This window comes from Streptomyces sp. NPDC020917 (assembly GCF_044333795.1).
GTDB lineage: Bacteria > Actinomycetota > Actinomycetes > Streptomycetales > Streptomycetaceae > Actinacidiphila.
In genome coordinates, this window is sequence record NZ_JBIRRR010000017.1 from 101,536 (window position 1) to 114,853 (window position 13,318).

The following is a 13,318-nucleotide window of genomic DNA, read 5'->3' on the forward strand; positions in this document are numbered from 1 at the left end:
GCGCCCGGCGCGTTGACGGCCGAGGGGCACCCCGCCTACTCTCTGGACTTATGGGTGAACCTAATTCACATATGAAGACGGAATCGGCTTCGACCGCACCACCTGCGGCTCCGCCGGCCGCGTCCGGCGCGCTCACCGTCGCCGAGGTGCGGCTCACCCCCATCCTGATCGCCGACCCGCCGCTGCTCAACACCCAGGGCGTCCACCAGCCGTACACCCCGCGGCTCATCGTCGAGGTCGTCACCGCCGACGGGACCACCGGGATCGGTGAGACGTACGGCGACACGCGCTACCTCGACCTCGCCGCGCCGCTGGCCAAGGCCCTGCCGGGGCACCAGGTCAGCGACCTGAACGGGCTGTTCACCCTCGCCGAGCAGGTGTGCGGCGAGCCGGCCGAGGTGTCGGACTCGGTCGACGTGGGCGGGCTGCGCGGCGTGCAGACCGCGGACAAGCTGCGGCTGTCGGTCATCTCCGGTTTCGAGGTGGCCTGCCTGGACGCGCTCGGCAAGGCGACCGGCCTGCCGGTGCACGCCCTGCTCGGCGGCCGGGTCCGCGACGCCGTCGACTACAGTGCCTATCTCTTCTACCGGTACGCCGAGCACCCGCAGGGCCAGGGCGAGCCCGACGACTGGGGCGCCGCCCTCGACCCGGCGGGCGTGGTCGCCCAGGCCCGCCGCTTCGCCGACCGCTACGGCTTCGGCTCGTTCAAGCTCAAGGGCGGCGTCTTCCCGCCCGAGGAGGAGATCGCCGCGATCCGCGCGCTGGCCGAGGCGTTCCCCGGGCAGCCGCTGCGCCTGGACCCCAACGGCGCCTGGTCGGTGGAGACCTCGCTGACCGTTGCCCGCGAGCTGGCCGGCGTGCTGGAGTACCTGGAGGACCCGGCCAGCACCACCGAGCGGATGGCGCAGGTGGCGGCCGGCACGGACGTGCCCCTGGCCACCAACATGTGCGTGACGACGGTCCCGGAGATCCGGGAGGCGTTCCGGCGCGGTGCCGTGCAGGTGGTGCTCTCCGACCACCACTACTGGGGCGGGCTGCGCAGGACCCAGCAACTCGCGGCGATCTGCCGGGCGTTCGGCGTGGGCCTGTCCATGCACTCCAACACCCACCTGGGCATCAGCCTGGCGGCCATGACGCACGTCGCGGCGACCGTGCCGAACCTCGACTTCGCCTGCGACACGCACTACCCGTGGCAGGTCGAGGACGTCATCACCGAGCGGCACGCCTTCCACAGCGGCGCGCTCGCGGTCTCCGACCGCCCCGGCCTCGGCGTCGAGCTGGACCGCACCGCGCTGCGGGCGCTGCACCGGCGCTGGCTGGACGACGACGGCACCATGCGCGACCGCGACGATGCCGCCGCCATGCGCAAGGCCGACCCCGGCTGGCAGGCCCCGCCGGTGCCGCGCTGGTGAGTCGAAGGGCCCCCGGCCTGCCCTGACACGACGGGCGGCGGCGACCGTGTCCTGCACGGTCGCCGCCCGCCCGCCGCGTTCCGGGGACGCCCGCGGTGGGCATCCCCGGAAGGGTCACAGCACCAGCGACAGCAGCATCACGAAGCCGAGGGCGACCACCGAGATCACCGTCTCCATCACCGACCAGGTCTTCAGCGTCTGCGGGATGTCCATCCCGAAGTACTCCTTGACCAGCCAGAAGCCCGCGTCGTTGACGTGCGAGAAGAACAGCGAACCTGCGCCGACCGCCAGCACCAGCAGCGCGGTGTGGGTGCCGGACATGGTCGCGGCGAGCGGGGCCACCAGGCCGGACGCGGAGATGATCGCCACGGTCGCCGATCCGGTGGCGACCCGGATCAGCACCGCGATCAGCCAGCCGAGCAGCAGCGCCGATATGTGCCAGCCGTGCGACCAGTCGAGGATCATCGTGCCGACGCCGCAGTCGATCAGGGTCTGCTTGAAGCCGCCGCCCGCACCGACGATCAGCAGGATGCCGGCGATGGGCCCCAGCGAGGAGTCGACGGTGGCGGAGATGCGCTCCTTGGAGAAGCCGGCGGCCCGGCCCAGCGTGAACATGCCCACCACGACGGCCGCGAGCAGCGCGATCAGCGGGGTGCCGATCACGTCGAACACCCGGTAGGCCAGGTTCGACTTGTCGTCCACGATGACGTCGGCCAGCGCCTTGGAGAGCATCAGGACCACCGGCAGCAGCATCGTGCCCACGGTCGCCGCGAAGCTCGGCCGCCGGTCCAGGTCGTCGGACGGGCGGGCCGGGGTCATCCGGTCCGGCGGGGTGACGTCCACCCAGCCGGACGCGAACCGGCCGAACAGCGGTCCGGCGATCGCCAGCGTCGGCAGGGCCACCAGCACGCCGAGGGCCAGCGTGGTGCCGAGGTCGGCGTGGATCGCGTCGATGGCGGCCAGCGGGCCGGGGTGCGGCGGCACCAGCCCGTGCATCACCGACAGGCCGGCCAGCGCCGGGATGCCGATCCGCACCAGCGACTGGCCGCTGCGCCGGGCCACCAGCAGCACCACCGGGATCAGCAGCACGATGCCGACCTCGAAGAACAGCGGCAGCCCGATCAGGCCGGCGATCAGCGCCATCGCCCACGGCAGCCGCTTGGGGCCGGTCCTGGCCAGGATGGTGTCCACGATCTGGTCGGCGCCGCCGGAGTCGGCGAGCATCTTGCCGAGGATGGCGCCGAGCGCGATCAGCGTGCCGACGCCGGCCACGGTCGAGCCGAGGCCGGTCGTGAAGCTGGTGACGGTGTCGGCGAGCGACGCGCCGGCGGCCACGCCGAGCACCCCGGACCCGATGGTCAGGGCCAGGAAGGCGTGCATCCTCCAGCGGGTGATCAGCAGCACGATGACGGCGATGCCGGCCAGCGCGGCCAGCGCGAGCCGGGTGTGGCCGGAGTCGGCGATCGGGGGCGGGGCGGCGGCGGCCAGCAGCTCGACGCTGAGTGCGGACACGGGTTACTCCAAGGGGACGGGAACAGGCGGTACTTGAGCGGGGCCCGGATCGGGCCGTGACACAGGGGGAGACGAGAGGGCGGGACGTGCCGGGCCGGGGCGCCCGGGCGCCCGGGGCTCAGGCGGGCGCGGTGCGGCCCGGCAGCGCGGCGAGCGCCCGGTCGGCGATCTCCTGCGGGCCGCCGGTGATGGGCACCACGGCCCCGGCCTCGCCGGCCTCCAGCGGCTCCAGCGCCTCGAACTGCGAGGCGAGCAGCCCCGACGGCATGAAGTGCTGCATGCGGGCGGCCAGCCGGGAGGCGATGAGCTCCGGCGGGCCGTCCAGGTGGAGGAAGAACAGATCGGGGGCGGCGGCGCGCAGCCGGTCGCGGTAGCGGCGGCGCAGCGCCGAGCAGCTGACGACGCCGCCGCTGCCGCCGCGTGCGGCGATCCACTCCGCGATGGCGTCGAGCCAGGGCGCCCGGTCGGTGTCGTCCAGCGGGTGGCCGGCCGACATCTTGGCGATGTTGGCCGGCGGATGGAAGTCGTCGGCCTCGGCGTAGGGGACCCCGAGGCGCTCCGCCAGCAGGCCGCCGACCGTGGACTTGCCGGAACCGGAGACGCCCATGACGACGATCACGGGCTGCGGCGCGGGTGCGGCGGCCGTCATTGCTTCCTACCTCCTCGTCAACGACCGCCGGGCGGTGGTCAGGCGGCCCCGTCCGGCGGTGTGGCGACCACTGAACCTCATAGGTACTACTTATTCAAGAGGCTGTGACCTAATAGTCATATGACTCTGCTGACGGGTCGGCATCTAGGCTTGGCCCATGCCTCAGCAGGGATCCCCGCGCGACCCCCGGGAACGGGACGAGGCCGGCAACGGCCTGCACTCCCGCGTACTGGCCGAACTCGGGCCGGCCATCGCCTCGGGCGAGCACCCGCCCGGCACCGTGCTGCGCATCGACGAGCTGGAGTCGCGCTACGGCGTCTCGCGGACCGTCGTCCGCGAGGTCGTCCGGGTGCTGGAGGCGATGCACCTGGTGGAGACGCGCCGCAGGGTGGGCGTCACGGTCCTGCGCACCGAGGAGTGGAACGTCTTCGACCCGGCCGTCATCCGCTGGCGGCTGGCGGGGGCCGACCGGTCACGCCAGCTGAGGTCGCTGACCACGCTGCGGACCGCGGTCGAGCCGGTCGCGGCCGGGCTCGCCGCGGACGCGGCCACCCCCGGGCAGTGCCGCGAACTCACCGTCCTCGCGGCGGAGATGGCGGCCGCCGGGCGCGCGGCCGACCTCGACGCCTACCTCGTGCACGACATCGCCTTCCACCGGGTGGTGCTCGAAGCCTCCGGCAACGAGATGTTCGCCCGCCTCGGGGACGTGGTCGCCGAGGTGCTGACGGGCCGCACCGAGCACCATGTGATGTTCACCGCGCCCGACCCGGAGGCGGTCACCCTGCACGTGCGGGTCGCCGAGGCGGTCCGGGCGCGCGACGCCGTCGCCGCGGAGTCCCTCATGCGCGAGATCTGCGTCGGCGCGCTGCGCGAACTCGACATCCTGGCGCCGTAGCGGCCGGCCGCGGGGGAGCGCCGGTCAGCCGTCGAGGGCCGGGCGCATCTTCTCCACCAGCGCGAACAGGGCGCTGCGCTCGGCCGGGTCGAGGGTGTCCAGCGCGCGGTGCATGGCGTGCATCTCCGCGCGGACCCGGCGCACCGTCTCCTGGCCCTCGGGCGTGGCGATCACCCGCTTCACCCGCCGGTCGTGCGGATCCGGCTCGCGGCGGGCGAGGCCCTGGGCCTCCAGCCGGTCGACGATGCCGGTGACGTTCGACGCGTCACAGCCGAGCAGGGCCGCCAGCTCGCGCATCGGCAGCGGCCGGACCAGCTGGCCGAGCAGCTTGGCCTGCATCGAGGTGAGGCCCTCGTGGGCGGCCGCCGCCTGGAAGTCCCGCCACTGGGCGCCCGCGAGGACCGCGAGGGACTCCAGCAGGTCGTGGCTCGCGGGTGCCGCGGGCGGTGGTGCCGGGATCCCTACCGTGGCGTTCATGCGCCCCAGCGTACCGGCGGAAGCTTCAGGCCATCAATCATTCGCTTGACGTCCTTGACTATTGAGGTCTACCGTCAACCCTCGTCATTTACTTGGCAACCTCAAGTATCCAGGACATGAAGGACCGAAGGACGTCCCCACGATGAGCTCCGCACCGCCGCCACCGCCGCGCACCAGGACGGCCACCGTCTTCGCCCTCAGCCTCGCCGCGATGGTCGTGTCGATGATGCAGACACTGGTGGTGCCGATCCTCGGCCTGATCCAGACGAGCCTGCACACCACCGCGGCCAACGCCAGCTGGGTCACCACCGCCACGCTGCTGTCCGCCGCCGTCTTCACCCCGGTGCTCGGCAGGTTCGGCGACCAGCACGGCAAGAAGCCCACGCTCGTGGGGGTGCTGCTGGTCCTGATCGCGGGCACGGTGCTGTCCGCCACGACCCACTCGCTGCTCTGGCTGATCGTCGGCCGCGTCCTGCAGGGCGCCGCCACCGCGATCTTCCCGCTCGCCCTGTCGATCCTGCGCGAGGAGGTCGAGCCGCGGAAGCTGCCCGGCGCCATGGCCGTCGTCAGCGGCGCGTTCGCCTTCGGCAGCGGCATCGCCCTGGTGGCGACCGGCCTGCTCACCTCCGGCTCGGACCCCGACTACCGCAGCGCGTTCTGGCTGGCCACCGGCATGGCGGTGGTGGTGCTCGCCGCCGTCGTCACGATGGTGCCCGCCACCCGGCACAGGACCGGCGGCCGCACCGACGTGCTCGGCACGCTGACGCTGGCCGCGACGCTGGTCCTGCTCCTGCTGCCCATCACCCAGGGCCACGAGTGGGGCTGGTCGTCGGGCCGGACCGTCGGCACCTTCGCCGGCGCCGTCGTCATGGCCGCGGTCTGGGTGCTGGTCGAGCGCCGGGTCAGCGAGCCGCTGGTGGACATGCGGATGTTCGCCCACCGCCCGGTGCTCTTCGCCAACCTGGCCGGACTGCTCGTCGGCTTCGGCGCGTTCGTGCTGTTCATCGGCGTGTCCTACCTCGCGCAGATGCCGTCGTCGATCGTCGGCTACGGCTTCGACGCGAGCGTGCTGCGCGCCTCCGTCGAGTACCTGCTGCCCAGCACGCTGGTGTCGCTGATCGCCGCGCCCGTCGGCGGCCAGCTCGTCCGGCGGCACGGGCCGCGCGCGGTCCTCGTGCTCGCCGCGCTGGCCGGGACCGCCGGCTTCGGCTGGCTGGTGGCCGACCACGCGCACAGCTTCTCGGTCATCGGCGCCGGCGCCCTGGTCGGCGTCGCCATCGCGTTCGGCTACGCCGCGATGCCCGCGATCATCGTCGGCAGCGTCCCGCACCACCAGACGGGCATCGCGAACGGCATCAACTCGATCTCCCGGTCCACCGGCAGCGCGATCGGCAGCGCGGTCGTCACCACCGTGCTCGCCTCCCGGACGGTCCCGCACCTGCCGCCCGGCGTCCCGCCGCTGCCCGCGCAGTCGCAGTACACGCTGAGCTTCGCCATCGCCGGGGTCGCCCTCGCGCTCGTCGCGGTGGTCGCCTGGGCGGGCCTGCGCCACATCCATGTGGCCGGGCACGACCCCCGGTCCGTCGCCGGCGGCGCGCCCGCGGACCGTCCAGTGGAGGAGGCCGAGCCGGTCAGCGGCTGATCGGGCCGGCCCGCCGGCCCGCCGCCCGGCCGCGGACCGCCGCGGCCCGGCGGCCGGTCACCAGACCACCGCCGATCCGAACACGGCGAGCGCGACCATGCACACCGCCACCGCCACCGCCGTCGCCGTGCGGACCGGCATCGCGGGCGGGCGCGCCGCGCCGAGGCGCTGTATCCGCCGGTGCGCCAGCCGCAGGAAGGCCAGGAACGCCAGCGCCGCCAGGCCCACCGCGGCCACCGCCGGCCCCGAACTCCCCGAGCGCAGGGCCTGGCGCATCGCCAGCACCGCGGTGACCAGGCAGGTGAGCGTGGTGCGCCGCCACGCCAGGCGGGTCCGCTCCGGCTGCAGGCCGGGGTCGCGGTCCGTCTCCACCGGGGGCAGCCCGGGAGGCGGCGCCACCGTCAGCCCGCCCAGCCGAACAGCACCACGGCCACCATGACGATGGAGAGCACCGCGACGACGACCGCGAGCACCGCGGGGAACCGGGACACCGGCAGGTTCGTGCCCAGCCGCATCGCCCGCTCACAGCGCACCCAGTGGTTGACCGCCCGCAGCGTGCAGGCGACGCCCGCGGCCAGCAGGGCCAGCGCCAGCGCGGCCCGCGCCCAGTGGGAGAGGTCGGTGAGGAACTGGTCGACGGCGAAGCCGCCGCCGATCAGCGCCAGCGCGGTGCGGATCCACGCCAGGAAGGTGCGCTCGTTCGCCAGCGAGAAGCGGTAGTCGGGGGTGGTGCCCTCGTTCTGCACCTTGGCGGGCGCGAACCACAGGAGCACCGATTCCCGGGCAGCGCGCAGCCGGCCGATGTCGCTCACGCCTGTTCCCGGTCCGCTTCTCCGCGCGCTGGGCGGGGAGGCCGGGGTCGCGCGGCCGGCTGCGGCCCGGCTGCCTCGCGTGCGTCGCTCACCCGACCACCCTAACCAGGGCCCGTCACCGTCACCCGGCGGGCCGCCCGTACCGGTCACGCCACGGCCGGAACCCGGCCGCGGCGAGAGGCCCGGCCGCCGTCCGGGCGCCGGTCACCGCCTGCGGCGGGAGATCACCGCGAAGATCACGACCACCACCGCGGCGGCCAGCACGAAGCCCACCACGGTGAGCAGCACATGCCCGGAGGAACCCCCGTCGCGCGGCGGTGCCACGTCGGCGAGCAGCGTCGGGATCACGAGCGAGGTCACTTGCCGCCTCCGGCAGTACGGGGCGCGAGGCCCAGGACGAGCATGAGCAGGACCGGGAACTCCAGGTACGCGTGGTAGCTGGCCACCGCCGCGTACAGCGAGGTGCCCTGCGTGTAGTCGCTGACGAACAGCACGGCGAGCGCGGCGGCGCCGCCCAGCCCGAGGCCCCAGGCCCAGCGGCCGGTCATGCCCGGCACCCGCCGCTCGAACGCCTCGGTGGCGTCCGGGGCGTAGCGCGGCATGAACCACACCCACACCAGGTAGTGCATGAGCGCCATGAACGCGAACACCGTGACGAAGCGCAGGCCCGCCTCGGTGTGCTGCCAGGCCGGCGGGGTGTACGACCGCGACAGCCGGTCCGTCCAGTGCGACCCACCGCCCATCAGGCCGTCGAACGCGCCGCCCAGCACCAGCGCGGGAACGACCAGCACCCAGCCGCACTGCAGAGCGCGGAAGACGGTCCGCCCGCGCCCCTCCATCCCCCGCGACCACTCCCACAGGAAGAACAGCGGGACGACGTTGTGCAGGTGCGTGAGCACCACGAAGTGGTAGTCGGGGAACGCCAGCGAGGCCGCCGCGGCGCCGGCGACCACCAGCAGGGCCGCGGCCAGCCACAGCGGCCGGGAGCGCAGCGCGTACCCGCAGGCCGCCGCCAGCAGCACGTAGGCCAGCAGGATCTCGGCCGCCCTGGTGCCCGACGAGACCGGCAGCAGCCGGCACAGCACGATCCCGGTGATCAGCGCGGCCAGCAGCCGCAGGAACGGCCCGCGCAGCAGGCCCTCGAACCGGCCTGCCATGTACCGCAGTTCGAGCACGTTGTGCAGGATGCCGAAGGCGGCGAGGCCGACGACCGCGGTCCCGGCGGGCAGCCGCAGCGCCAGCGCCAGGGTGACGGCGATGAGGACCGCGAAGCCGGTGAGCGGCCCGGCCCGCCCGGCCCGCCCGGCGAGCCCCGGACGTCCGGGCGCCGCGCGCCGCGCGCCGCCCTGCGGTGCGGCGGCCACGTTCGCACTGGCCACTGGTCCCCTCCCCGTGACACGATCCGGCCGTGTCCTACCCGCCGGCCCTCGCCCTCACGCTGGCGGTGGAGGTGCCGGTGTACGTCGCCGCACTGACGGCGGCGGCCGCCCCCGGTGTGCGCAGGACGGCCGCCGCGGCCGTCCTGGTCAACCTTGTGACGCACCCGCTGCTGTGGTGGTTCCTCGGCCGGGCCGCCACCCTTCCCCGCGCCGCCTACTGGCCGCTGTTCGCGGGCGCCGAGTCGGCGGTGTGCCTGGTCGAAGGCGCCCTGGCGGCACGGCTGTTGCGGCTGCGGGGCACGCTGCCGTACGCGGCCTCGGCCGCCGCGAACGCGGCGTCCGTGCTGGCCGGGCTGCTCGTCCTGGGCTGACGGCGGGCGCGCGTCGCGCGAACCGGCACTGGCGGCCGCCCGGGCCGTCCCCCGACGAGTCCGGCCAACTCGGCTTCCGGGCCGGGGAGTCAGGGCATGGCGGCGAGGACCGCCGGGCGCGGCGTCCGGCGGGCGAGGGCCGGGCGGATCGCCAGGGCGCCCGCCGCGCCCGCCAGGCCGACGGCGCCCACCGTCCACCACAGGGCGCCGGCACCCGCCACCGCGTACAGCGCGGGCCCCACCCCCAGGGCCAGGAAACGGGCCACGCCCCGCGCCCAGTTGAGGGCCGCCTGGTAGCGGGCGCGAGCGTCCTCCGGCGCGAGGTCGGCGACCACCGAGGTGGCGACGCCGCCCGCGCACACCTCGCCGGCACTCCACACCACGACGGTGAGCAGGTATCCGGTCGTCGTGTGGGCCACGCCGGTCAGCGCGACGCCCGCGGCGATCAGCACCGAGACCGCGGCCCACAGCCGCATCCGGTCGAAGCGCAGCACCCAGGCGTTGGTGAACGGCTGGAGCACCACCACGATCGCCGCGTTCACCACGGCCACCAGGCCGTACACGGACGCCGGCAGCCCGTCGTCGCGGATGGCCATCGGCACCGTGAACTCGGTCTGCGCGTAGACGCATTCACCGGCCACGGACACCGTGACGAAGGCCAGCAGCAGCCGGTCGTGCACCACCACGCCGTAACCGCCCCTGCCCGCGGGGCCCTTGGCCGCGGGCGGCGGGGTGCGGGGGAGCGCGAAGGCCGCCACCGCGGCGAAGCCCAGGCACGTCGCCGCGTCCACCACGAACAGCAGCCAGAAGCCGCGGTCCACCAGGAAACCGCCGACCGCGCCGGCCGTGGCGGCGCCGATGTTGATCGCCCAGTGGTAGAGCCCGAACGCGGCCTGGCGGCGGGTCGGCCCGGCCGAGTCGACGATGACGGCGGCGACCCCCGGAGCGTGCAGCGAGCCCGCCGCGCCCACCAGCGCGGCGGCCAGCGCGAGCGTCACCACGCCCGGCGAGCAGAACAGCAGGCCCTGGCTCGCCGGGGTGGCGACCATCCCGGCCAGGATCGCCTGCCGGCGGCCGACCCGGTCCGCGAGCCACCCGCCGGCCACCGGCCCGGCCAGCCCGCCCGCGCCGAGCGCGCCCAGCACGTACGGCGTCTGGTCCGCGGTGATGCCGCGCGAGCCGAGATAGAAGACGAGGAACGGCACCACCATGGTGCCGACGCGGTTGATCACGGTGCCGGCGAAGACCACCCAGAACGGGCCGGGCAGCCCGCCGAAGTGCCGGGCCGCGGCGCCCCGCAGCCGGCCGCCGCCCCCGCGCGGGGCGGACGGGCCGTCGGACGGGCCGCCGGACGGCCGGGGCGAGGGGCGGCCGGCCGCGCCGTCGGACGGGCTGCGGGAGGGCAGTGCGGGAGCGCTCATGACGGGAATCGTGCGGCCGCCCCACCCGTTGACGGGATTGATTAAGGTACGGCTGAATCCGGGCGCGGCCCGGGCGGGATCCGGGCGGGCCCCGGGACGATCGCACCGGGTGCGGGAGGAGACGGGGGAACGTCATGGCCGGAGACGTCCGGTTCGCCTTCTCGGCGACCGACATGGCACGCACCAGGTTCGCGGTCTCCCCGCTGTGGGAGGTCGTCGCCAGCGTCCGCACCTTCCAGACCGCCGGCCCGCACGCGGTGCACCGCCGCTGGCGCGAGCAGGTCGCCCCGCGGCTGGCGGCGGCCGGACTCGACGGCGGGCTGCTCACCGACCTGGTGCCGCCCGCCGGCTACACGCCCGACTTCATCACCCCGCCACCGGTACCCGGCGGCGCGGGACTGGACGCCGAACTGCGCGAGGTCGCCGCCACCCCCGTCGAGGAGATCCGCGGCGAGCTGCTGGAGTACGGGCTGCGCAGCGAGCGCGTCCGGCAGCTGTACGACGACCCGGCCGCCGGACTCGCCCGGCTGACCGCGGAGATCACCGCCTACTGGGACGTGGCGCTCGCGCCGTACTGGGCACGGGTGCAGTCGGTCCTGGAGGCGGACGTCTTCCACCAGGCCCGGCGGCTGGCCACGGACGGGGCCGAGGCGGTGCTGGGGAGCCTGCACCCGACCGTGCGGTGGAGCGCGGGCACCCTGACGGTGACGCACAAGCAGTGCGCGGCCAGGACCGAACTGGCGGGCAAGGGCATGGTGCTGGTGCCGTCGGTCTTCGCCTGGTCCTCGGTGGCCACGACGGTGGCGACGCCCGGGGCGAAGCAGCTGTTCTACCCCAGCAGGGGCTGGGGCTCGGTGTGGGAGGAGTCACGGGCGCCGGTGCCGGACGCGGTGGCCGCGGTGCTCGGGCGCACCCGCGCCCTGCTGCTCGCCGAGCTGACCGTGCCGGCGTCCACGAGCGAACTCGCCGGCCGGACGGGGCTGTCCGCGGGCGGCGTCAACCAGCACCTCACCGCGCTGCGGGACGCCGGGATCGTGTCCGCCCACCGGGCCGGGCGGTCCGTCCTGTACATGCGGACCGCCGTCGCCGAGTCCCTCCTCGCCGCCCACCCGTAGGCCCGGCCCAGCAGACTCTAGCGGGTGCCGGACTCGCGCCAGGCCAGGTAGCGGTGGTAGCCGTCGAGGCCGTCGGGGACCCAGTCCCAGGTGGAGAGCCGGGCCGCCACCTCCTCCTCGGTGAGGAAGGCGTGCCAGGCGACCTCCTCGACCTGCGGGTCCACCGGCAGGTCGCAGCGCACCTCGTACACCGCCGACCACCAGCTGCCGGAGCCGCTCTCGAAGGAGAAGGTGAACCGCCGCTCGGGCTGCGGCAGTCCGCTGACCCCCAGCTCCTCCTCGGCCTCGCGCAGCGCCGCCTCGTCGTAGGTCTCGCCGGCGCCGAGCACCCCGCCGACGAACATGTCGTACATGGAGGGGAAGACCAGCTTGCGGGCCGTGCGGCGGTGCACGAAGATCCGGTCCTCGGCGTCCCGCACCAGGATGAAGGCGCACCGGTGCCGCAGCCCGCGGGCGTAGGCGTCGGCGCGCCGCGCCTGGCCGACGACGCGGTCCTCCTCGTCGACGATGTCGATGATCTCGTCCGCGGACAGCGGGGCCTGGTCGTCGGGGGAGCACGCCCGGTCGTCGGGGGAGCCCGGGGAGTCGCTCATACGGTCACCTGTCGGTCTTCCTGTTCGCTCGGTCCGGCGGCCGGCCTCGTTCCCGGCCGGCCACCTCGTGATCTCACGCGTCGGTCCTGCGGATTGAACCATCCAGTACCGACGGCGCGGCCGACCGCAGTTCGCGGATCAGCGCCCGCACCGCGAGCGTGCCGGCCAGTTCCGGGGTGGTGGCGTAGCCGACCGCGCGGGTCGGCCGCCGCGGGCCGAGATCGGTGACCGCGACCGCGGTCGGCGCGCCGAGCAGGGCCAGCCCCGGCATGATCGCCATGCCCAGCCCCCGCGCGACCATCGACAGCACCACGCTGTCGTCCCCGGCGTCAACCGTCGCCCGCGGGATCCAGTCCTGCTCCGACCACCAACGGCGGGTGTACGACGAGCAGTTCTCCGTCCAGTCCACCAGCGGCAGGGCCCGCGGATCGGCCGCGCCCACCGGATGCGCCAGGGCGTACGGCTCGTCGAAGAGGGCGGCCGTGACCAGGCCCGCGGGAGGCGGCGTCGCGCCGTCGAGCGTGGCGATCGCCAGGTCGGCCCGGCCGTCGGCCACCTCGCCCGCGGTGCCGCGCCCCACGTCGGGCACGATCCGCACCTCGGGCGTCAGCAGCGGATGGCTGGCGGTGAGCCGCTCCAGCGCCGGCGGCAGCAGGTGCGCGGCCGCGCTGCGGAACGCCGCGACGCGCACGGTACCGGTGGCCCGGCCGGTCGCCGCGCCGCGCGCCTCGTCGGGGAGGGTGTCCAGCAGCCGCAGGATCCGCCGCGCCTGGGCGGCGGCCCGCTCGCCGGCGGGCGTCGGCCGCGCGCCGTGCCGGCCGCGGTCGAACAGCACGGCGCCGACCTTGCGTTCGCAGGAGGCGATCGCGTGCGAGACGGCCGACTGCGTCAGGCCGAGGCGCCCGGCTGCCGCCGTGAACGAGCCCTCGCGGGCCACGGCGACCAGAACGCGCAGCTCCTGCGGGGCGAGTTCGCTCATGCCGCCACTGTAGGCGGTTCCATCAACGCCGCTCATGGAAGGGGCTCATCCATCGACGGCG

General features: G+C 74.8%; 15 protein-coding genes. 5 read left to right on the plus strand and 10 right to left on the minus strand.

The annotated features are described in order from the left end of the window. The first annotated feature begins 71 nt into the window (after nucleotides 1-71). A complete protein-coding gene (locus ACH4TG_RS29835) occupies nucleotides 72-1,412 on the plus strand; it encodes a glucarate dehydratase family protein (RefSeq protein ID WP_398245663.1) in 1,341 nt (446 codons plus the stop codon). A 114-nt stretch (nucleotides 1,413-1,526) separates the two neighbouring features. On the opposite strand, the gene ACH4TG_RS29840 is transcribed toward ACH4TG_RS29835, so the two are convergent. Both ACH4TG_RS29840 and ACH4TG_RS29845 read right to left on the minus strand, forming a co-directional pair. Then, nucleotides 1,527-2,924 carry a gluconate:H+ symporter gene (locus ACH4TG_RS29840; protein WP_398245664.1) on the minus strand — a complete coding sequence of 466 codons (1,398 nt, stop codon included), beginning with the start codon at nucleotides 2,922-2,924 and terminating at the stop codon, nucleotides 1,527-1,529. A gap of 118 nt (nucleotides 2,925-3,042) precedes the next feature. Further along, nucleotides 3,043-3,573, minus strand: coding sequence for a gluconokinase (locus ACH4TG_RS29845; RefSeq protein WP_398245665.1), 531 nt, complete (start codon nucleotides 3,571-3,573; stop codon nucleotides 3,043-3,045). Nucleotides 3,574-3,730: 157 nt separating this feature from the next. On the opposite strand from ACH4TG_RS29845, the gene ACH4TG_RS29850 reads away from it, so the two are divergent. Then, the gene (locus tag ACH4TG_RS29850; RefSeq protein WP_398245667.1) at nucleotides 3,731-4,468 is read left to right on the plus strand and encodes a FadR/GntR family transcriptional regulator; all 738 of its coding nucleotides are present in this window, start codon (nucleotides 3,731-3,733) and stop codon (nucleotides 4,466-4,468) included. A 24-nt stretch (nucleotides 4,469-4,492) separates the two neighbouring features. Here the strand turns inward: ACH4TG_RS29850 and ACH4TG_RS29855 are convergent, their stop codons facing one another. Next, nucleotides 4,493-4,945, minus strand: a complete 453-nt coding sequence (locus ACH4TG_RS29855; RefSeq protein ID WP_398245668.1) for a MarR family winged helix-turn-helix transcriptional regulator — start codon at nucleotides 4,943-4,945, stop codon at nucleotides 4,493-4,495. Between the two features lie 142 nt (nucleotides 4,946-5,087). Between ACH4TG_RS29855 and ACH4TG_RS29860 the strand changes: the two genes are divergently transcribed. Next, a complete protein-coding gene (locus tag ACH4TG_RS29860; protein ID WP_398245669.1) occupies nucleotides 5,088-6,587 on the plus strand; it encodes an MFS transporter in 1,500 nt (499 codons plus the stop codon). 57 nt (nucleotides 6,588-6,644) lie between these two features. On the opposite strand, the gene ACH4TG_RS29865 is transcribed toward ACH4TG_RS29860, so the two are convergent. From ACH4TG_RS29865 to ACH4TG_RS29880, 4 genes are all read right to left on the minus strand, one after another. After that, the gene (locus ACH4TG_RS29865; RefSeq protein WP_398245670.1) at nucleotides 6,645-6,959 is read right to left on the minus strand and encodes a DUF202 domain-containing protein; all 315 of its coding nucleotides are present in this window, start codon (nucleotides 6,957-6,959) and stop codon (nucleotides 6,645-6,647) included. A gap of 29 nt (nucleotides 6,960-6,988) precedes the next feature. Next, complete coding sequence (locus ACH4TG_RS29870) at nucleotides 6,989-7,399, minus strand: YidH family protein (protein WP_398245671.1); 411 nt, start codon at nucleotides 7,397-7,399, stop codon at nucleotides 6,989-6,991. Nucleotides 7,400-7,603: 204 nt separating this feature from the next. Then, the gene (locus ACH4TG_RS29875) at nucleotides 7,604-7,759 is read right to left on the minus strand and encodes a hypothetical protein (RefSeq protein WP_398245672.1); all 156 of its coding nucleotides are present in this window, start codon (nucleotides 7,757-7,759) and stop codon (nucleotides 7,604-7,606) included. After that, the gene (locus tag ACH4TG_RS29880) at nucleotides 7,756-8,778 is read right to left on the minus strand and encodes a hypothetical protein (protein WP_398245673.1); all 1,023 of its coding nucleotides are present in this window, start codon (nucleotides 8,776-8,778) and stop codon (nucleotides 7,756-7,758) included. The genes ACH4TG_RS29875 and ACH4TG_RS29880 overlap by 4 nt, the downstream gene beginning before the upstream one ends. Before the next feature lie 29 nt (nucleotides 8,779-8,807). On the opposite strand from ACH4TG_RS29880, the gene ACH4TG_RS29885 reads away from it, so the two are divergent. Beyond that, nucleotides 8,808-9,149 (plus strand): hypothetical protein, encoded by a 342-nt coding sequence (locus ACH4TG_RS29885; protein WP_398245674.1) that lies wholly within the window; start codon nucleotides 8,808-8,810, stop codon nucleotides 9,147-9,149. 89 nt (nucleotides 9,150-9,238) lie between these two features. Here ACH4TG_RS29885 and ACH4TG_RS29890 read toward each other — a convergent pair whose 3' ends face one another. Further along, a complete protein-coding gene (locus ACH4TG_RS29890; RefSeq protein ID WP_398245675.1) occupies nucleotides 9,239-10,570 on the minus strand; it encodes an MFS transporter in 1,332 nt (443 codons plus the stop codon). 134 nt (nucleotides 10,571-10,704) lie between these two features. Between ACH4TG_RS29890 and ACH4TG_RS29895 the strand changes: the two genes are divergently transcribed. Further along, nucleotides 10,705-11,685, plus strand: a complete 981-nt coding sequence (locus tag ACH4TG_RS29895; RefSeq protein ID WP_398245676.1) for a DUF5937 family protein — start codon at nucleotides 10,705-10,707, stop codon at nucleotides 11,683-11,685. A 17-nt stretch (nucleotides 11,686-11,702) separates the two neighbouring features. On the opposite strand, the gene ACH4TG_RS29900 is transcribed toward ACH4TG_RS29895, so the two are convergent. Both ACH4TG_RS29900 and ACH4TG_RS29905 read right to left on the minus strand, forming a co-directional pair. Further along, complete coding sequence (locus tag ACH4TG_RS29900; RefSeq protein ID WP_398245677.1) at nucleotides 11,703-12,278, minus strand: NUDIX hydrolase; 576 nt, start codon at nucleotides 12,276-12,278, stop codon at nucleotides 11,703-11,705. 73 nt (nucleotides 12,279-12,351) lie between these two features. After that, nucleotides 12,352-13,257: a LysR family transcriptional regulator gene (locus ACH4TG_RS29905; protein WP_398245678.1), complete on the minus strand. Its 906-nt coding sequence runs from the start codon at nucleotides 13,255-13,257 to the stop codon at nucleotides 12,352-12,354. Nucleotides 13,258-13,318 lie beyond the last annotated feature (61 nt).